We start from the raw sequence: 18,530 nt of genomic DNA on the forward strand, positions 1-18,530 counted from the left end.
GCGATACGCATGACGACCAATATTGAGGCTTTGCTGGCTCCGGTCAGCGACGACAATCCCGGTGGGGATAACCTGGAGTATCACGCCGATTTTCAGGCGATGGAGCAGGCCAGCGCCGGTAAAGCGGAGCAGCAGTTCGGCAGCACGATCATTCCGGCGGAACCGGCGGACTGGAACAAAGTGGAGAGACTGGCGATCGCGCTGCTGGAACGCAGCAAAGATCTGCGGGTGATGCTGGCGCTGACTCACGCCTGGACCGAGCTGAAAGGGCTGCCGGGCTACGCACAGGGCCTGAAACTGATTGAGCAGGCTTTACTGCTTTACTGGGAGCCGCTGTGGCCGCGGCTGGAAGAGTATGGCGAACAGGATCCTTTCTACCGCATCAACGCGCTGGCGCTGCTGGGTGACAAGTCGCCCCTGAGCAGCGCGGTGCGCCAGAGCTGGCTGCTGCGCTACCCCTCAGATGGGATCACGCTGCGTGATGCCGCTGCGCTGTGCGACGGCAGCAAGACAGAGGTGGCTGATTATCCGGGTGGCCTGCCGCGTCTGATCGACGAACTGGCGCGGGGCGATCAGCCCGGCATTGAGGCGGTGCTGCAGATTCATGAGCGGCTGCAGACCATCTGCGAAACCGTGGCCGAACGGCTGGGCGACGCCGCCGTGCCGGAACTGACGCAGCTGCGCAGGCAGATTGCACTGATCGCCGAGCGCGGCGAGGCCACCGATCTCAGCGCCCTGGTCCCCACGGCAGCGGCGACGGAACAGCCGGCTGAAACCGCAGCAGCGCCTGCACCGGCGGCACTCCGTGCAGCCACTGACTGGCGCAGTGTGCAGATTGGCTCCCGCGCCGACGCTCAGCTGATGCTGGAAAAGGTAAAGCTCTATTTTACCCAGCACGAGCCGAGCCATCCGGCACCACTGATGATCGACCGGGTTCAGCGTTTAATCGAACGCGACTTTCTGGAGATCATCCGTGAACTGGCCCCTGATGGGGTGCATCAGCTGGAAACCATTTTCGGCCGTCGCGATTAAGCAGACATAACGCACTCACACAGCGGGACCTGCGCGCCTGCTGTGACACTTTATCCGCGCATCATTAATGGAGAAAACCATGGCAACAAGCAAATCCAGTGGGCAGAAGTTCATTGCCCGCAATCGCGCGCCTCGCGTTCAGATTGAATATGACGTGGAAATTTATGGCGCGGAACGCAAAATTCAGCTGCCGTTTGTGATGGGCGTGCTGGCGGATCTGGTGGGTAAACCGCTGGAGCCGCAACCGGGCATCGACGAGCGTAAATTCCTTGAGATCGACATCGATAACTTCGATGAGCGCATGAAAGCCCTGAAGCCGCGCGCCGCTTTCCAGGTGGATAACACCCTGAACGGCGAAGGCAAACTGAACATTGATCTGACTTTTGACAGCATGGATGACTTCTCGCCGGATGCCGTGGCCCGTAACGTCGAGCCGCTGAGCAAATTGCTGGAAGCGCGTACCCAGCTGGCCAACCTGCTGACCTACATGGATGGCAAAAACGGCGCGGAAGAGCTGATTGGTAAAGTGCTGCAGGACCCGACGCTGTTACAGGCCCTGACCCATCTGCCAAAGCAGGGTGACACCACTGACGCAGAGGAGCCTAAAGCATGACCCAGACTTCACAACAGCCGCAGTCCCAGGGCGCGGCCAGCTTCAGTCAGGATGAGTTCAGCGCGCTGCTGAACAAAGAGTTCCGGCCGAAAAGCGATCAGGCGCGCGCTGCCGTGGAAAGCGCGGTAAAAACCCTGGCGCAGCAGGCGCTGGAAAATACCGTGACCGTCTCCAGCGATGCCTATCGCACCATCCAGGCACTAATCGCGGAGATTGATGAAAAGCTGTCGCAGCAGGTAAACCAGATTATTCACCATCCGGATTTTCAGTCGCTGGAGAGTGCCTGGCGTGGCCTGAGCTACCTGGTGAACAACACCGAAACCGACGAGATGCTGAAAATCCGCTTCATGAGCATCTCCAAACAGGAGCTGGGTCGCTCCCTGAAGCGCTACAAAGGCGCTGGCTGGGACCAGAGCCCGCTGTTCAAGAAGATTTATGAGCAGGAGTATGGTCAGTTCGGCGGCGAGCCGTTTGGCTGTCTGGTAGGTGACTACTATTTCGATCACAGTCCGCAGGATGTTGAGCTGCTGGGTGAGATGGCACGTATCGGGGCGGCAGCGCACTGTCCGTTTATTACCGGTACCGCGCCAGAAGTGATGCAGATGGAGTCCTGGCAGGAGCTGGCGAATCCGCGTGACCTCTCCAAGATCTTCCAGAACACTGAATATGCCGCCTGGCGCAGTCTGCGTGAATCGGAAGATGCCCGTTATCTGGGGCTGGTGATGCCGCGCTTCCTGTCGCGTCTGCCCTACGGCATCCGCACCAACCCGGTCGACAGCTTCGATTTTGAAGAGCAGACCGACGGTTCCGATCACAGCAACTACGCGTGGAGCAACGCCGCCTACGCGATGGCAGCCAACATCAACCGTTCGTTCAAAGAGTATGGCTGGTGCACCGCGATTCGCGGCGTGGAGTCAGGCGGGGCGGTTGAAAACCTGCCGTGCCACACCTTCCCAAGCGACGACGGCGGCGTGGACATGAAGTGTCCGACCGAAATCGCCATCAGCGATCGCCGCGAAGCGGAGCTGGCGAAAAACGGCTTTATGCCGCTGGTACATCGCAAAAACTCTGATTTTGCCGCCTTTATCGGTGCGCAGTCACTGCAGAAGCCGACGGAGTATCACGATGCGGATGCCACGGCCAATGCCCGTCTGGCGGCGCGCCTGCCTTACCTGTTTGCCTGCTGCCGCTTCGCGCACTACCTGAAGTGCATCGTGCGTGACAAGATCGGCTCCTTCCGCGAGCGCGATGAGATGGAGCGCTGGCTGAACGACTGGGTGATGAACTATGTCGATGGCGATCCGGCTAACTCCTCCCAGGAGACCAAATCACGTAAGCCACTGGCGGCGGCTGAGGTCAATGTGGAAGAGCAGGAGGATAATCCAGGCTACTACGCCGCGAAGTTCTTCCTGCGTCCGCACTACCAGCTGGAAGGACTGACGGTGTCACTGCGTCTGGTTTCTAAGCTGCCGTCACTGAAAAATGACAACACCTAAAGGGTGAGAAGGGGCGCGATGCTGGAGTCTGAATCTACATCGCGCGCTTCCCTGCTGATGAGGCTATTAACCGGATGTTTGCCTGAGCCTGGTGTGCAATGCTATGCCCGGTCTTTTTCAGACTGAGTGCGTTTGCGTACGCTTTTCACCAGTATAAAAGTCACCGCGACACAAACTGCGATGAAAACGGCTTTACCGGCAATCAATCCGAGTGAACAGGCATTGAAATGCTCATAGCGAGAAATGAGATATAGCGACCCGATAAGATCAGTGATCGAATAAAGTGAAAGTAGTGACATTAATATGGCCAGGAAAAGTAAGATGATTTTCTTCACGCTCATTCCTTTTTGAGCAATTGACAGGCCCGCTACTATAAACTTTGCATGATATTACTGTCTACAGAATGGCCGGCTGCAATCTCAGGCGAATGGAAGAACATTAATTCGCATGTCAGGTTTCGCTATGAACAAGCGAGAAATAAAAGTATTTGTCCGATTTAAAAAAACGGGCAGCAAGAAGTCTGAAATAGCGTTAATGACGCTATTTCAGAAGCAAGGCAAAGGTAAAATATGGACTGTTTTATTCAGCCCCATGCTTTTCTTTTTGCCATATCCTTGCTTTTTTGAAAGCAATAATCTCAACCAATAAAGAGTGAAAGATAATGGCTATTGATATGTTTATGAAGGTTGACGGTGTCACCGGCGAGTCTAAAGACTCTAACCACACTGGCTGGACCGATATTACCTCTTTCTCATGGGGTGCCTCTCAGCCAGGCAACATGTCTGTTGGCGGCGGCGGCGGTGCCGGTAAAGTTAACTTTAACGACCTGCACGTTAACGCCCTGATCGACAAATCGACCACGGCACTGCTGAAGAACTGTGCCAGCGGTAAGCATCTCGCTAAAGTTGAACTCTCTATCTGTAAAGCGGGTGGGACTCAGGTTGAGTATGCACGCATTACTCTGGAAGATGTGCTGGTGACAACCGTTAATTACAACGGTTCTGACAACGGCGATACGCTGGGCATGACCTACTCCTTCCAGGCTTCTAAAGTGAAGCAGCAATACTGGGAACAGAGTGCTTCCGGCGGCAAGGGCGCAGAAAGCAGCGCCGGCTGGGACATCAAAGGCAACAAAGAAGCGTAATCAGGTACGCCCCTGCCAGGGGCGTATTTTAAAAGCAGGAACTGACATGCGTTTAATAGCAAAAGGAGATTGTGATGGCTGAAAAAAATTCAATTGAACCGGGATTTTGTGTTGTCCAGCGTCCGGGAAGGCTAACCGAGCAGGCAATGTGGCTCTATGGCACTCGAAATATGGCTGCTGCGAACTTCTTTTTGCAATTGAATGCTGATGTTGCCTGGGCTAAACCCGGCCAGATACTAATTTTTGCCGATCCCAATGGAAACAATCATCCCGCAGCAATGCGTACTCTGGATGAGGCTAAAAAAAGAACTAATGATAGTGTCACTCATCTGACAGTGGATGAGGCGGATTTTTTCAATCGTCATTATGCTTCAATTGCTGCAATCACTAATTACATGGACAAAGCTTCAGGGATTGTTGGAGATGCAGGTGAAAAATATTTCGATGAAATCGGTAAGAAACTTGTCGCGATTGAAAATGCCTACCGCAACCAATATCTGACTTCAGGAACTCTGTTCGGACAGCAGTTTTTTATCGAGCGCCGAAAGTTGTTTGGCGAACTTGATCTACTGTTGAATCGTTTATCGCGATTAATGCTAAATATGCGGCCTTATGACAAGATCAAACATGCCTTAAACCTATCCAGTTCTTCGATAGTCCATGACTGGCAAACTGCCGGAGCAACAGCAATAAGAGGTTATTCGACTTATGTTGATGGTGCAGCTAAAGCCGCAAAATTTATGAAAATGGGCGGATGGGTTTCGATAGGATTTAGCGCTATCAATACTACTAATGAGGTTTACCATAGTTGTACTTCAGAGCGTGAGAGTGAATGTTCCAAAGTGGCGGTTAAGGAATACTCTAAGTTTGCAGCGAGCACGACAGCAGGCATTCTGGGTGGTGCAGCGTCAGCAACTCTTGCAACTTCAGTTTGCGTAGCATTAGGTGTTGCCACCGGAGGCGTGGGTGCGTTAGCTTGTGGAATAGTCGGCTCCGCAGTAGGGGGTTATGGAACAGCTAAATTAGGTGAAAAAGGCGCAGGTATATTTATGGATAAGATTTTATGAGTTTGTATGATTTTTTCATGTATGGCTGTTTGTTTTTATCTGCGTTAGTGATTGCTATGCATATTTATGCTGCCTGGTATTTTAAAGCTCATCAGGTGGCGTATCAAAATTTTGTTGATCGCTATCAGAAGGCTGGCTTGCAGTTAGATCTGACAACGAAATTTGCAAATAACCTGGGTTTTTATGCTAACTATCAGAAAATCGCTTTTTTCATGAATCTCAGAAAAGGGCGTAAGATGCGCTTTTCTCAAACGGAAAAGGTTAGCATCAGAGCCTATGACTTCGTCCAGCAACAACCTCAGGAAAATGTGGCGTGGATGGAGAAGACGCTTCATCTTTATCAGTTTACGTTCTGCATGACTTTTGCCTGGGTTTTCTTTATGTCCATATTTATTTATGTGCTCAACTAGATGTTGCAGGATACCTGTGAAGCTCTTTAAGTGCGTTTTTGCCGCAGCCTCTCTTTTTATTAGTGCTTCAGCACTTGCGGATGATATCTGTGTAAAACAGCCTTCAGACGGTGCGTTGTATCAGTGTACTGTTCAGCAGAAAAAGCTGGCAGAAGAGGAGCTGAACAGGGAGTACCAGACGGCAAAAAAACGCATTTTTCAGCTGTATGGCGCGCAGAAAAAAGTGGCGGATGAGTATGTCGCTGTTATGGTCGATACACAGCGTAACTGGCTTAAATATCGTGATGGTCAATGTAGACTTGAAGCCTTTGCCGCTGAAGAGAATAGTAATGCCAATGCGGTGGCAACCAACCTCTGTGTTATCCGTATTGACAAAGGGCGTACTGACCTTCTCAGGAAACTGCCTTACTGAATGGGTCCCAGAAAATGAACACGATACCTTTTTCTGATGTACTTATTTTTTTATCAGTGTGTGCATTCTTAATCTCAATCCCGTTACAGCTTGTCGGTTATATCATCTTCAGGCGTCATGCCAGAGACTATGATGCATTGATAAGTGAGTTTCGTAAGCGGAATCTGCAACTGGATATACTCACTCAGACCAGCTCCTTTTTAGGTTCATCTTTTCACCCTTTGAAGATTTCCTGGTTTGCTCGCCTCTATAAAGGCGTGCGGATGAATAGCAGCAGGCATCAGCCGGTAAGCCGTGAAACATACAGGTTCATTCAGTCGCTGCCTGAAGATGAAATTGGCTGGCTGGTCCGCCTTCATCATTTAAATATGCTGACGGGTGTCTTAATGATTGGCGGTGGGATGGGTTTTGTTATCTGGCGCCATTTCTTTTAATCGTCTGTGTTTAGTTGCCTGCAGAATTTGAGTCGAAATTCGTTGTGCTGAGAATGGCTGAAACGATGCCCGTGAAAGGATATTAGGGTGGAGCGCATTTTTTTGTGCCTCTTATCCTGAAGGGGCGCTGAGATTGAAAGTTATTTCCTGTGAGACTTCCCCCTGGGTGCTGAAATGAAAAAACCGTTCCTGTTACTTGCTCTGGTCATATCGCATGCCGCCCTGGCGATATCGCCACCTGCAACAGACGCCTATACGCAACCGCAGATTTTCAGCAACTGGCTGTTGAATCGATGTGCAGGGAAAGTTTCTTCTGATAAGGCGTTTACTGATGATGCCTTTAAAAGTGCCTCAGTCTGGCTGGAAGCAAGCCATCTCCCTGTTGACGCCTTTAGTGAGGGCGACAGATTAATTGATGATTATCTGAAGATGGACCTGACCGGTTCGATCGCTGGAAACTTCAGAATGTTGAAATGCACACTGCTCTCGCAAAGCCAGGACGCAGAAACGGTTTACAGAAAGTACTCAGCTTCACATGAGCCAGACTAAAAGAGAATGAGGAAGAGCTGAATAACATGAAGATTAAGAAGGTGTTTCTGGGGTTTTTTGTTCTGATCTCTTTGCCTCTTATGGCGTTTGCTAAGACAACGTTCAGTTTTGAAGGTAAGCATTTCAACGCGCAGATAACGTATGGTTGTGAAGAAGGAAATCTGACCTGCGATAAGGTCTTGCTCAAATCGGTAAGCCTTAAGGATGGCTCCTTTATCGTGCTTAAGGGGAAAACGATTAACACGCACTGTCCTGACGTTTGCGACTTTAAGGGCTATGAGTTCAGCAACAGAACGTTTAACTACGCATTCTACCCCAGCACCAAAGGTGAGGACCTCTGGGACTACATAGTGACGAAGAGGGATAAGGTTATCGCTCACGATGTTGGGACCATGAAATAACGTCGGGAAAGGAAGGTTTAAACGTAATTCTGACCGGGATTTTCGTAGCAGAGTTATCTCTTCCATATGATGTTCAGCGTTACTTATTACACTAGTCGGGTTCGCTTTCGCTGAAAACGGTCCAGTTGCTGATCTGTTTTCATATGACACCCTGCAACGTTCACTTTTGATCAATCTGAACCGGCTTCGTACCACAAGGCGTTGCATTGATATTCACCCATCGCCCGTAATATCTCATTGCTCCCTATACCCCGCACCTTTCCCTGAGAGGTGCGCACTATAGATGCCGAACCGCTAACCGCAGGAATCCGTTATGCGCTTTACGATAATAACGACTAAACCGGGCCAACAGCCGCCGCAGACCCATTGTGACTTCTTTCCGCCCGGCGGCACCATTGGTCGCGGCGTGGACAACAATCTGGTCCTGCCAGATGACGACCGAACACTCTCCCGACTGCAGGCGATTGTGCATATCACCGCCAGCGGTGAATGCCGCCTGACCAACCGTGGCAATGTGACGCGGGTGCTGCTCAACGATATTCCGCTTGAGCGTGGCCGTCAGGTCGAGCTGCAGGATGGGGACATTCTGGGTATTGATGATTATCAGCTGCGGGTCAGTGACCTCAACAGTGCGCAGCCGCCGCAGACGGAGAGGACGGCTCCGCGCCCTGAGCCGGTGCTCCCTGCGTCGGTAGTGCCTGAGCCGCCGGTGGAAAAAACCGCGACGGCGGCCATTCCCAGCGAAATCTGGGACAGCCTGGCGAAAGAGTTTTCCATCTCGGACGATCTTTCTAAGCGCAAAGCCGCGCCGGAACTGCCGGAGGCACATCCGCTGACCGCGCCTGCCGCGCCGGAACGTAACCCGGAAGATCCGCTTTCCCAGCTGGCTAATGACGCGCCGCTCGATTTTGGTCAGCAGCCTAAAAACAGCAGCCTGTTTGATGAAGGCGATGCGCTGTTCGCCCGGGAAAGCATTTTTGACGACAGAACGCCAAGCACGCTCTCTGCTCAGCCGAAGACGGCGGCACCTCAGGCTGAAAAGCCCGCCGCTGAACTGGACCCGCTGAGCCTGTTTGAGGGTGAAAGCAGCACAGATGCGCGCAACCATGACGATCCGCTGGGACTGATGATGGGCAACGCGGTGCCGCTGGCACAGCCGGAGTCGCAGACCGCGAAACCGGCCACCCTGCATGTGCCCCCGGAAGCCCCGGCCAGCGTGAAACCGGCGACCGGACGTCCGCCGGAAGCGGTGCCTGCCACGCCGGAGGCGCAGGATTTTTCGATGCTGTTCAGTGACGCACCACCACCTCAGCAGGCAGCAGATAGCCAGCCTCACCCTGAAGCGCCGGGGCAGACGCCCCTGATCGAAGATGAAGACGCCGCTCAGCCCGACGCGGTCACGCCGCAAAATGAGTATGGCGGGATTACGCTGCCCACGCCGCAGGCCGTACAGCGCGCTCCTTCACCGACGCCAAAAGGGCGGCTGCGTATCGATCCGGTCGCCTCGGGATATCAGCCTGCCGCCACGGAACAGCCGTCGACCGCCGGCCAGAACAGCGGCGACGCCCTGAAGGGGGAACTGCTGGATGCGCTGCTGGAAGGGATGGGTCTGCGTGACCTGCAGCCGACGCCCCAGTTTGACCGGGAACAGATGCTGCAGTTTGGTCAGATGCTCAGCATGTTCTCGCAGGGGACGGTCGCGCTGCTCTCATCGCGTTCGATCCTCAAGCGCGGCGTCAAAGCTGACATGACGGTGATCCTCGACGACGCCAATAACCCGTTCAAGCTGCTGCCGTCAGGCAAGACCGTCCTGATGCAGATGTTCGGCAGCCGGATGCCGGGCTTTATGCCACCGCGTCAGGCCGTGCGCGACGCGCTGATCGACCTGCAGGCCCACCAGCTGGGGATGATCGCCGGGATCCGCGCCATCATCGCCTCCATGCTGCAATCCTTTAATCCGGAACAGCTGGAGGAGGAGGCGCGTCAGGCGGGATCGGTGTCACGTATCGGTCTGCCGGGCAGCCGCAAAGCCGCCCTGTGGGAACATTTTGTTGAGCGTTACGGCGAGACGGCGGGCGAAATCGAGGACGATTTTCACACCCTGTTTGGCGAAGCGTTCCTGCACGCCTATGACCTGGAAGTCAATCAGTACAAAGACTCACAAACCCACACGGATGACGCATGAATATCACTATTGCCTCGACGTCGAATCAGGGCGATCGCGCCAGTAACCAGGACCAGATCGGTGATGTGATCGGCAGGCGCTCCGCCTGCTTTGTCGTGTGTGATGGCGTGGCGGGATTTCCCGGCGGCGAGATTGCCGCGTCGATCGCCCGCAGCAGCCTGCTGGAGGCCTTTGATGGCAATGCGCATCTTGATGCGCAGTCGATTCGCCGCTATGTCAATCACGCCAATCACGCCATTCGTCAGCAGCAGAAAGTCAGCAGTGAACACAGCCGGATGGGTACCACGATGGTCAGCCTGTTTATCGACCGGGACTACCATCTGGCCTGCTGGGCCCACGCCGGGGACAGCCGCCTCTATCTGTTCCGGCGCGGTTATCTCTATCTGGTCACCACCGATCACAGTCTGGTGCAGCAGATGAAGGATGCCGGACACCGTACCGAAGGGATCAACAGCAATCTGCTCTATTTTGCGCTGGGGATGGGTGATGAGCAGCGCGACGCCAGCTACAGCGACGTGGTGGAGATTGAAGATGGCGATGCCTTTCTGCTCTGCACCGACGGTTTCTGGCACGGCGTGTCGCTGGAGCAGATGCAGCAGTCGCTGCACATGGTGAATACGCCGGAAGAGTGGCTGACGCTGATGCAGCAGATCATTAAAAACGACCAGCCGGATGCCGGACAGCAGGATAACTTCAGTGCGCTGGCCGTCTGGATTGGGTCACCTCAGGACACCACTTTGCTGCACTCGCTCTCTGAAGCGGCGCAGTTCTTCCCTCTGCGAGATTGAGAACGCCAACATGAAATATGGATTACTGGGTCTGGCAGCGCTGCTGCTCAGCACGCACGCTTATGCTGAAAACTATCGCATCGTCCAGTCCCCGGCACAGAAACTGGATGTCTGGATCGATAACGTAAAAAACAATCAGCTGTCGAGCTGGTGTAACAGCACAATCTCTCTGCGGATCGTCACGCTGGGTGAAAAAGACCCGGCGGTGCTGAAAACCTTCCTGCCGCGCGTTGCCGGATTGATGGCGTCCCAGTGTAAACCGCTGCAACAGCTGCACTGGCAGCTCACCGACGCGCAGGGCAGTGAAATCGCGACCGGCAGCGCCGCCAGAGCGCAGCAGTGGAAAACCGTGGTTACGCCGCCTGCGACACCGCCTGCGACACCGTCTGCCACGGCCGCCGCCGTGCCTGCCGATCCGCTGGTCAACGCCGCGCAGGCCGACACCTCACCGTGGCTGCAGTTCAGTCTGCTCGATGGCTGCCATTTCCGTACCTGGTGGCAGCACCCGGCTCAGGGTAGCGCGCTGTTTGTTCCGGCAAAGCAGGGACTGGTATGCGGGTCGGATGGCTGGCTCAGCGGACACAGCAGCCTGACGCAGCAGGGTAACGGCGCGACGGCGCAGGTGGGTGTGACCTTCCTGCAGGGCTTCCCGGTCATGGGGCTGAGCAATCAGTCGGCGACCACCGAACTGCACATCACTACGGTCAACAGCGAGCGGATGGTGCTGAGCAACGAAAAATCACCGGACAGCTGGCTGATACTGCCGTTCAGCAACCGGTTTAACGGCTGGCAGGCCAGCCCGCAGGTCGTCGTACAGATGCCGGTCAGCGAAGCTGCGGATGAGAGCGCGGTCGCGGCACGTCTGCAGGAGGTGCGCAAAGTCTGGTCGCCGTGGATCAGCGGCAATGCGGCGCTGAGCGTGAAGCTGGTGGAAAAGCTGCATCCTGAACTGAAAGATCCGGCCGCTGCGGTCTATCGCACCCTCAACTGACGCAAAAGGAGTTTGCATGGAAACCTTACAGCATCGTCTGGCCAATGCCTCGCTGAGCGAAGCGCTGGCTGATGTTACCCGCCAGATCCAGGCCTCTCCGGCCAGCGCTGACCTGCGGGCCGCGTTTGTGCAGCTGCTCTGCCTGGCAGGCAACTGGTCGCGGGCGCAGACCCAGCTGCAATCCTGGCTGGCGTTAAGCCCGCAGGCGCAGCCGACGGTGAATCTTTTGCAGCAGGCGATTGCCGGTGAGCTGCAGCGCGACGCCGTGCTGCGTGGCGAGGCGCAGCCGGTGCTGCCCGGCAGTGCCTGGCACTGGTGCGACACGCTGCTGGCCGCACTGCAGGCGGAGGCAGAGGGCGATGCCGCACGTGGCTCTGCACTGCGTGCCGAAGCACTCGAACTCGCTGCCGCGAATCCCGGCAGCGCCACTCAGCAGGATCAGCCTTCGGCCTTCAGCTGGCTGATGGATGGCGACAGCCGCTTCGGGCCGGTGTGTGAAGTCATCAATCAGGGCCGTTACTACTGGATCCCGTTCGCGGCGATCCGTGAAATGCAGTTTCAGGCGCCCGCCAGCGTCACCGATCTGGTGTGGCGTCATACGCGCGTGCAGCTGATTGATGGCAGTGAGCAGGTGTGCCAGATCCCGGCGCGCTATCCGCTGCTGGCGGGGGCGGATGAACGTTTTCTGCGTGCCGGTGCCACCGAATGGCAGCCGCTGGGCGACGATCCGGATCAGTTCATCGGTCAGGGACAAAAAATGTGGCTCACCGACAGCGCAGAGTTTTCGCTGCTGAGTCTGCAGCAGGTCCTGTTTGATAACGTTGAGAGTGCTGATGAGTCATGATTCAGGCGGGCAGAATGACGGCTATGCCCAGCTGCATGGCGGCTTTCGTGCGCGCAAAAAGCGCGATGCGTTAACGTCCCGCGACAAACTGCAATCCTCGCTGCTGGATCGTCTTACCGACAACGCGCCGGAGAAGCAGCAGGAGGCGGAGAACAGCATGCTGATTACGCACAGCACGCTGCGCCGCCACGTTCTGCGCGATCTGCAGTGGCTGTTTAATACCATCAATAACGAAGCGCAGCAGGATCTCAGCGGCTTTGATCAGGTGCAGCGCTCGGTCTGGAATTTCGGCGTGGCACCCCTGGCCGGACAGAATGTCTCCGATATCGAGTGGCAGGATATCCAGCGCAAAATGACCAACGCCATTCTCCACTTCGAACCGCGCATTCTGCCGCAGGGCCTGCAGGTGCGGTGCGTGAGCGATCTCAGTTCGCTCAGCCTGCACAACGTGCTGTCGATTGAAATCAAAGGGCGGCTCTGGTGTGTGCCTTATCCGCTGGCGTTTCTGTTCCGCACCCAGGTTGATCTGGAGAGCGGCCATTTCGAACTTCAGGATGCAGGGTAATCATGGATAGCAATCTGCTCGACTACTACAACCGCGAACTGGCCTATCTGCGTGAGATGGGGGCGGAGTTTGCGGCGCGCTATCCCAAAGTGGCGGGACGTCTGGGCATGCGCGGCATCGACGTGGCGGACCCCTACGTCGAACGGCTGATGGAGGGATTCGCCTTTCTGACCTCCCGCGTGCAGCTGAAGATGGATGCGGAGTTTCCGCGCTTCTCGCAGCGTCTGCTGGAGATGATTGCGCCTTCCTATCTGTCGCCGACGCCGTCGATGGCGATCGCCCAGCTGACCCCGGACAGCCGGAAAGGGGACATCACGCAGGGATTCCATGTGCCGCGTGGCACCATGATGGAAAGCCAGAACCTGAAAAAAACCGGCGTCACCTGCAGCTATACCACCGCCCAGGATGTGATGCTGCATCCGCTGCGCATCAGCGAAGTCACGCTTGGCGGGGTGCCCGGCGATCTGCCCACGGGGGAGCTGAAACTCAGCGGCCTGGGGGCAGCCAGTGCACTGCGCATCCGCATCAGCTGTGAGGGGATCTCCTCGCTGAGTCAGCTAAACGTGGATGACCTGATGCTGTTTCTCAGCGGCCCGGATATTCAGGCCCTGAAACTGCTTGAGCTGCTGATGGCGCACCGGGTGGGCATCGTGCTGCAGTCCGTTGAGAAACACCCTCAGCGTCAGGTGCTTTCAGATGATGCCCTGCAGCAGGAAGGGTTCGCGCCGGAGCAGGCGCTGCTGCCGGACGATCTGCGCAACTTCGACGGCTATCGTCTGTTGCAGGAATATTTCGCGTTCCCGGCGCGCTTCCAGTTTATCAGCCTGAACCAGCTCGCGCCGTTTCTGCGCCGCTGCGACAGCGCCCAGGCCTTCGACATCATCATTCTGCTCGACAAGGCAGACAGTGGGCTGGAGAGCGTGGTCGATCACAGCCACCTGGCGCTGCACTGCACCCCGGTCATCAACCTGTTCCCGAAAACGGCAGAGCGCCTGAAGGTCAGTGACAGTCAGCACGAATATCACCTGGTGGTGGATAACATCCGGCCGCTGGATTATGAAGTGCATTCGGTGCAGCGCCTGTTCGCCACCATTGAGGGCAAGCGTGAAGAGCAGGTTTTCCGCCCCTTCTGGAGCACCTTCAGTGGCGATCAGGGCGACTATGGCGCCTATTTCTCGCTGCGCCGCGAGCAGCGCACCCTGTCTGAACAGGCGCAGCGCTATGGCACCCGCACCGGCTACATCGGTTCAGAGCTCTTTCTCTCGCTGGTGGATGAGCATCACGCGCCGTGGCGCGATGAGATGCGCTATCTCTCCGCCGAAGTGATGTGTACCAGCCGCGATCTGCCGCTGATGCTGCAGCAGGATCAGGGCAACTTCGTCATGCCGGACTCCATTCCGGTGGCGGAGCTGAAGCTGTGCAAAGGCCCGACGCCGCCGCGTCCGGCCCTGGCCGAGGGGCTTTCCGCATGGCGGCTGATCAGCCATCTGCAGATGAACTACCTCAGCCTGATGGACAGCAGCGACGGAGAGGGCGCGGCGGCGCTGCGTCAGCTGTTGAGCCTTTACGCCAACCTGGCGGAAGCACCGGTTGCCCGCCAGATTGACGGCATCCGCCACTGCACGCTCAGCGCCGTTAACCGCCGCGTGCCGGAGCCAGGCCCGGTGGTGTTTGCGCGCGGTGTCAGTATCACGCTGGAGGTGGATGAGCAGGCGTTTTCGGGTGCCAGCCCGTGGCTGCTCGGCAGCGTACTGGAGCGGGTCTGCAGCCGCCTTGTGGCGCTGAACAGCTTCACCGAGTTCACCCTCAACAGCCAGCAGCGCGGCGAAGTCGGCTACTGGTCGCCGCGCATGGGCCGGAAGGCGCTGATATGAGTGGCGAAAAAGTCATTACGCTGCCACGACTGACCCGCCTGCCGGACGATTTCTGGCAGAAGGTGATGGCCGCGCCGTGGCGCTACGATCTGTTCCAGCTGCTGCGGCGGCTGGATGCGCAGGGTGGGCAGCGTTATCCGCTGGGCCGTGCGCCGCTGCCGAAGTTTGAAGCGGTGCGCATCGGGCAGACGCCGTCACTGGCGTTTGCTCCCTCTACCGTCGCCAGCGCCGCGCCGCGGGAGGAGACGGGACGCCACGATCTCTCTATTTACAGCTTTGGTCTGTTTGGCCCCAATGGTCCGCTGCCGACCCATCTGACCGAATATGTGCACGAACGGATTGTGCATCATCAGGATCACAGCCTGTCGGCATTTGCTGACCTGTTTCATCATCGCGCCACGCTGCTGTTCTATCGCGCCTGGGCGGATGCGCAGCCGACGGTCTCCCTGGATCGGCCCGACGACAGTCGCTTTCTGAACTACCTTGCCTGCCTTGCCGGCATCGGGTTGCCGGCCCAGCAGCAGGCCAGCTCACTCAGCCTGCATGCGCGGCTGATGCTGGTGGGGCATCTCAGCCGTCACGGTCACGACGCCGAAGGGCTGGTGCGCATTCTGCAGCACTATTTCGGCGTGCCGGTCAGGCTGACGCAGAACCTGCCGCACTGGCTTACGCTGGACAGCCGCGATCAGGCCCGGCTGGGTGCGGGACGCCATATGCCCCGGCTGGGTGCCTCCGCTTTTCTCGGCGTGGCGGTACGCGACGTGCAGCACCGTTTCCGCCTCCATCTGGGGCCGCTCAGCGCCGCGCAGTATGCCCATTTCCTGCCCGATGCCCCCGGCGCGCGCGAAGTGCGCGACTGGGTACGTCACTACCTCGGCATCGAAATGCAGTGGGATCTCAGTCTGATCCTCGCCGCAGACGAGGTCGGGGGCGTGGCACTGGGTGGCGGTGCCCGGCTTGGTTACACCAGCTGGCTGGGGCAGATGCCGCAGCCGCAGGATCGCGAAGATTTTCTGTTTGAGGTTGAGGCTGCCTCGCGCTAGCCCAGCCGCTTTCCCTGTTACACAGCCTGCGTCTTTCATTGAAGAGAGTCCCCTATGTCAGAAATCAGCCGTGCCGTCCTGTTCGGCAAACTGGATACGCTGTTATTTACCTCGCTGGAAAGCGCCACCGCCTTTTGCAAACTGCGCGGCAATCCCTATGTTGAACTGGTGCACTGGCTGCATCAGCTGATGCAGCAGCAGGATGGCGACTTACAGCAGGTCATCACACATTTTTCACTGGATGAAAAGGCCCTGACTCAGGACATCGTCGCTGCGCTGGATCGCCTGCCGCGCGGTGCCAGTGCAGTCTCCGACCTCTCTGAGCATATCGACAGCGCCGTTGAGCGGGCGTGGGTTTACGCCTCACTGAAATATGGCGCAACCCGCATTCGCGGCGGTCATCTGCTCATCGGCATCCTTAAAACCTTTAACCTCGCCAGCGTGCTGAAAGGCATTTCCGGTCAGTTTGCCCGGATTAACGCCGATGCCCTGCTGGCAGAGTTCGACACGCTGCTCGGCAACAGTAAAGAAGCGCAGCAGGCGCTGAGCGCACCGCAGGATGTCGCAGGCGCACCGCCAGCCGCCAGCGGCAGCACGCTGGCGCAGTATGGCCAGGACCTGACGGCGCGCGCCCGTGCGGGAAGCATCGATCCGGTGACCGGGCGTGACGACGAGATCCGCCAGATGGTCGATATCCTGATGCGTCGCCGCCAGAACAACCCGCTGCTGACCGGCGAAGCGGGCGTCGGCAAAACGGCGGTGGTCGAGGGCCTTGCCCTGCGTATCGCGGCGGGCGATGTGCCTGCGCCACTGCGCGACGTGCAGCTCTGGCTGCTGGATATCGGTCTGCTGCAGGCCGGTGCCGGGATGAAAGGGGAGTTTGAGGCGCGCCTGCAGGCACTGATCAACGAGGTGCAGTCCAGCCCGACGCCGATTGTGCTGTTTGTGGATGAGATCCACACCCTGGTCGGCGCGGGGGGGCAGCAGGGCACCGGCGACGCCGCCAACCTGCTGAAACCGGCGCTGGCGCGTGGCCAGCTGCGCACCATCGGCGCGACCACCTGGGCGGAATATAAAAAGTATATCGAGAAAGATCCGGCGCTGACCCGACGCTTCCAGACCGTGCAGGTGCAGGAGCCGGATGAGGCCAGAGCGATTCTGATGCTGCGCAGCACCGTCAGCACACTGGAGAAGCATCACCGGGTGCTGCTGCTGGATGATGCAGTCAGCGCAGCGGTGAAGCTCTCGCATCGCTACATCCCGGCGCGTCAGTTACCTGATAAAGCCGTGGCGTTGCTGGATACGGCCTGTGCCCGCGTGGCGGTCAGTCAGGGCGCGCAGCCCGCGGCACTGGAGGATTGTCTGCACCGTCTGGCCGCGCTGGAGATTGAAGCGGAGATCGTGGAACGTGAAATCCGTGTCGGCCTCGGTGACGTGACCCGCCAGCAGGCGATTGCCGGAGAGCGTGCGGCGCTGGAAGCGGAACATGATGCGCTGCAACAGCGCTGGCTGCAGGAGCGCGAACTGGTCGAGACGCTGATTGCGCTGCGCGCCCGCTGTGCCACCGAAGAGGATGCGGCGCTGCGTGAACAGCGCGATGCCACACAGCAGCAGCTGACTGCGCTGCAGGGTGACACACCGCTGCTCTTCGCCGCTGTCGATGCGGGCGTGGTCGCCGCCGTGGTCTCTGACTGGACCGGCATTCCGCTGGGCCGGATGGTGAAGAATGAGATCGACGCCGTACTCAATCTGGCGGACACCCTGAACCAGCGCGTTATCGGTCAGCGTCACGGTCTGGATCTGATCGCGAAGCGGGTTCGCACCACGCGCGCCCGCCTCGACAACCCCAACAAACCGGCAGGCGTCTTTATGCTGTGCGGGCCGTCGGGCGTGGGTAAAACCGAGACCGCGCTGGCGCTCGCCGAGTCGCTGTATGGCGGCGAGCAGAACATCATCACCATTAACATGAGCGAGTTTCAGGAGGCGCACACCGTTTCAACGCTGAAAGGGGCCCCGCCGGGCTATGTGGGTTACGGCGAAGGTGGCGTGCTGACCGAAGCGGTGCGCCGTCGCCCTTACAGCGTGGTGCTGCTGGATGAAATTGAGAAAGCTCATCCCGATGTGCATGAGCTCTTCTTCCAGGTGTTCGACAAGGGCTGGATGGAAGATGGCGAAGGGCGTCACATCGACTTCCGCAATACCATCATCATTCTGACCTCGAATGTCGGCACGCAGCTTATCAGCGCGATGTGCGCCGATCCGGAACTGATGCCCGATCCTGACGCCCTCAGCGCCGCCCTGCGTAAGCCGCTGCTGGAGGTGTTCCCGCCTGCGCTGCTGGGTCGTCTGCTGGTGGTGCCGTACTACCCGCTCAGCGATGACATGCTGGCGGAGATTGTGCGGCTGCAGCTGGCGCGCATTGTGCGTCGTCTCGCCGACAATCACGGCATCGAGGCGGAGATCGACGAGTCGGTGGTGAATCAGATCGTGCAGCGCTGCACCGAAGTGGAGTCGGGCGGACGCATGGTCGACGCCATCCTCACCAACACGCTGTTACCGCAGATGAGCCAGATACTGCTCAGCGCCCACGCCCGCGATGAACGCTATCGCCGCGTTGCGGTGCGCTGTGAGCAGGGCGAATTTGTCTGCCAGTTCGCTGTTTAAAGCCTAGTCATCAGAGAG

20 protein-coding genes are annotated in these 18,530 nt (G+C 57.6%); 19 read left to right on the forward strand and 1 reads right to left on the reverse strand.

Annotated elements, in window-relative coordinates; translation table 11 throughout:
* Positions 1–9: 9 nt before the first annotated feature.
* The 3 genes from tssA (at position 10) to tssC (ending at position 3,141) form a co-directional block, all read left to right on the forward strand.
* Positions 10–1,032, forward strand: a complete 1,023-nt coding sequence (gene tssA, locus AC1V0D_RS04035) for a type VI secretion system protein TssA (RefSeq protein WP_307743694.1) — start codon at positions 10–12, stop codon at positions 1,030–1,032.
* A gap of 79 nt (positions 1,033–1,111) precedes the next feature.
* Positions 1,112–1,645 carry a type VI secretion system contractile sheath small subunit gene (gene tssB, locus AC1V0D_RS04040; protein ID WP_009090754.1) on the forward strand — a complete coding sequence of 178 codons (534 nt, stop codon included), beginning with the start codon at positions 1,112–1,114 and terminating at the stop codon, positions 1,643–1,645.
* Entirely contained in the window at positions 1,642–3,141 is a 1,500-nt protein-coding gene (gene tssC, locus AC1V0D_RS04045) for a type VI secretion system contractile sheath large subunit (protein WP_482907001.1), read from the forward strand. The genes tssB and tssC overlap by 4 nt, the downstream gene beginning before the upstream one ends.
* 101 nt (positions 3,142–3,242) lie before the next feature.
* On the opposite strand, the gene AC1V0D_RS04050 is transcribed toward tssC, so the two are convergent.
* Positions 3,243–3,482, reverse strand: a complete 240-nt coding sequence (locus tag AC1V0D_RS04050; RefSeq protein WP_482907002.1) for a hypothetical protein — start codon at positions 3,480–3,482, stop codon at positions 3,243–3,245.
* A 121-nt stretch (positions 3,483–3,603) separates the two neighbouring features.
* On the opposite strand from AC1V0D_RS04050, the gene AC1V0D_RS04055 reads away from it, so the two are divergent.
* From AC1V0D_RS04055 to tssH, 16 genes are all read left to right on the forward strand, one after another.
* The gene (locus tag AC1V0D_RS04055) at positions 3,604–3,789 is read left to right on the forward strand and encodes a hypothetical protein (protein WP_167430990.1); all 186 of its coding nucleotides are present in this window, start codon (positions 3,604–3,606) and stop codon (positions 3,787–3,789) included.
* 13 nt (positions 3,790–3,802) lie between these two features.
* Entirely contained in the window at positions 3,803–4,285 is a 483-nt protein-coding gene (locus AC1V0D_RS04060) for an Hcp family type VI secretion system effector (RefSeq protein WP_009090751.1), read from the forward strand.
* A gap of 74 nt (positions 4,286–4,359) precedes the next feature.
* Positions 4,360–5,352, forward strand: a complete 993-nt coding sequence (locus tag AC1V0D_RS04065; protein WP_482907003.1) for a hypothetical protein — start codon at positions 4,360–4,362, stop codon at positions 5,350–5,352.
* Positions 5,349–5,762, forward strand: coding sequence for a hypothetical protein (locus tag AC1V0D_RS04070; RefSeq protein WP_482907004.1), 414 nt, complete (start codon positions 5,349–5,351; stop codon positions 5,760–5,762). The genes AC1V0D_RS04065 and AC1V0D_RS04070 overlap by 4 nt, the downstream gene beginning before the upstream one ends.
* A gap of 16 nt (positions 5,763–5,778) precedes the next feature.
* The gene (locus AC1V0D_RS04075; protein WP_223813775.1) at positions 5,779–6,174 is read left to right on the forward strand and encodes a lysozyme inhibitor LprI family protein; all 396 of its coding nucleotides are present in this window, start codon (positions 5,779–5,781) and stop codon (positions 6,172–6,174) included.
* A 14-nt stretch (positions 6,175–6,188) separates the two neighbouring features.
* Entirely contained in the window at positions 6,189–6,608 is a 420-nt protein-coding gene (locus tag AC1V0D_RS04080; RefSeq protein WP_482907005.1) for a hypothetical protein, read from the forward strand.
* Between the two features lie 174 nt (positions 6,609–6,782).
* Positions 6,783–7,157: a T6SS amidase immunity protein Tai4 family protein gene (locus AC1V0D_RS04085; protein ID WP_476640139.1), complete on the forward strand. Its 375-nt coding sequence runs from the start codon at positions 6,783–6,785 to the stop codon at positions 7,155–7,157.
* A 26-nt stretch (positions 7,158–7,183) separates the two neighbouring features.
* Positions 7,184–7,558: a hypothetical protein gene (locus AC1V0D_RS04090; RefSeq protein ID WP_140028378.1), complete on the forward strand. Its 375-nt coding sequence runs from the start codon at positions 7,184–7,186 to the stop codon at positions 7,556–7,558.
* Positions 7,559–7,871: 313 nt separating this feature from the next.
* Positions 7,872–9,743, forward strand: coding sequence for a type VI secretion system-associated FHA domain protein TagH (gene tagH / locus AC1V0D_RS04095; protein ID WP_267369450.1), 1,872 nt, complete (start codon positions 7,872–7,874; stop codon positions 9,741–9,743).
* Positions 9,740–10,531 carry a PP2C family protein-serine/threonine phosphatase gene (locus AC1V0D_RS04100; protein WP_009090744.1) on the forward strand — a complete coding sequence of 264 codons (792 nt, stop codon included), beginning with the start codon at positions 9,740–9,742 and terminating at the stop codon, positions 10,529–10,531. The genes tagH and AC1V0D_RS04100 overlap by 4 nt, the downstream gene beginning before the upstream one ends.
* A gap of 10 nt (positions 10,532–10,541) precedes the next feature.
* The gene (locus AC1V0D_RS04105; RefSeq protein WP_482907006.1) at positions 10,542–11,522 is read left to right on the forward strand and encodes a hypothetical protein; all 981 of its coding nucleotides are present in this window, start codon (positions 10,542–10,544) and stop codon (positions 11,520–11,522) included.
* A gap of 16 nt (positions 11,523–11,538) precedes the next feature.
* On the forward strand, positions 11,539–12,366 hold the full coding sequence (locus tag AC1V0D_RS04110; RefSeq protein ID WP_265136315.1) for a type VI secretion system accessory protein TagJ: 828 nt from the start codon (positions 11,539–11,541) through the stop codon (positions 12,364–12,366).
* Positions 12,356–12,931: a type VI secretion system baseplate subunit TssE gene (tssE, locus tag AC1V0D_RS04115; protein ID WP_009090738.1), complete on the forward strand. Its 576-nt coding sequence runs from the start codon at positions 12,356–12,358 to the stop codon at positions 12,929–12,931. The genes AC1V0D_RS04110 and tssE overlap by 11 nt, the downstream gene beginning before the upstream one ends.
* 2 nt (positions 12,932–12,933) lie before the next feature.
* A complete protein-coding gene (gene tssF / locus AC1V0D_RS04120) occupies positions 12,934–14,805 on the forward strand; it encodes a type VI secretion system baseplate subunit TssF (protein WP_482907007.1) in 1,872 nt (623 codons plus the stop codon).
* A complete protein-coding gene (gene tssG / locus AC1V0D_RS04125; protein ID WP_482907008.1) occupies positions 14,802–15,848 on the forward strand; it encodes a type VI secretion system baseplate subunit TssG in 1,047 nt (348 codons plus the stop codon). The genes tssF and tssG overlap by 4 nt, the downstream gene beginning before the upstream one ends.
* A 54-nt stretch (positions 15,849–15,902) precedes the next feature.
* Positions 15,903–18,512 (forward strand): type VI secretion system ATPase TssH, encoded by a 2,610-nt coding sequence (tssH, locus tag AC1V0D_RS04130; RefSeq protein ID WP_482907009.1) that lies wholly within the window; start codon positions 15,903–15,905, stop codon positions 18,510–18,512.
* Positions 18,513–18,530 lie beyond the last annotated feature (18 nt).

Source organism: Pantoea sp. PA1, assembly GCF_056856975.1.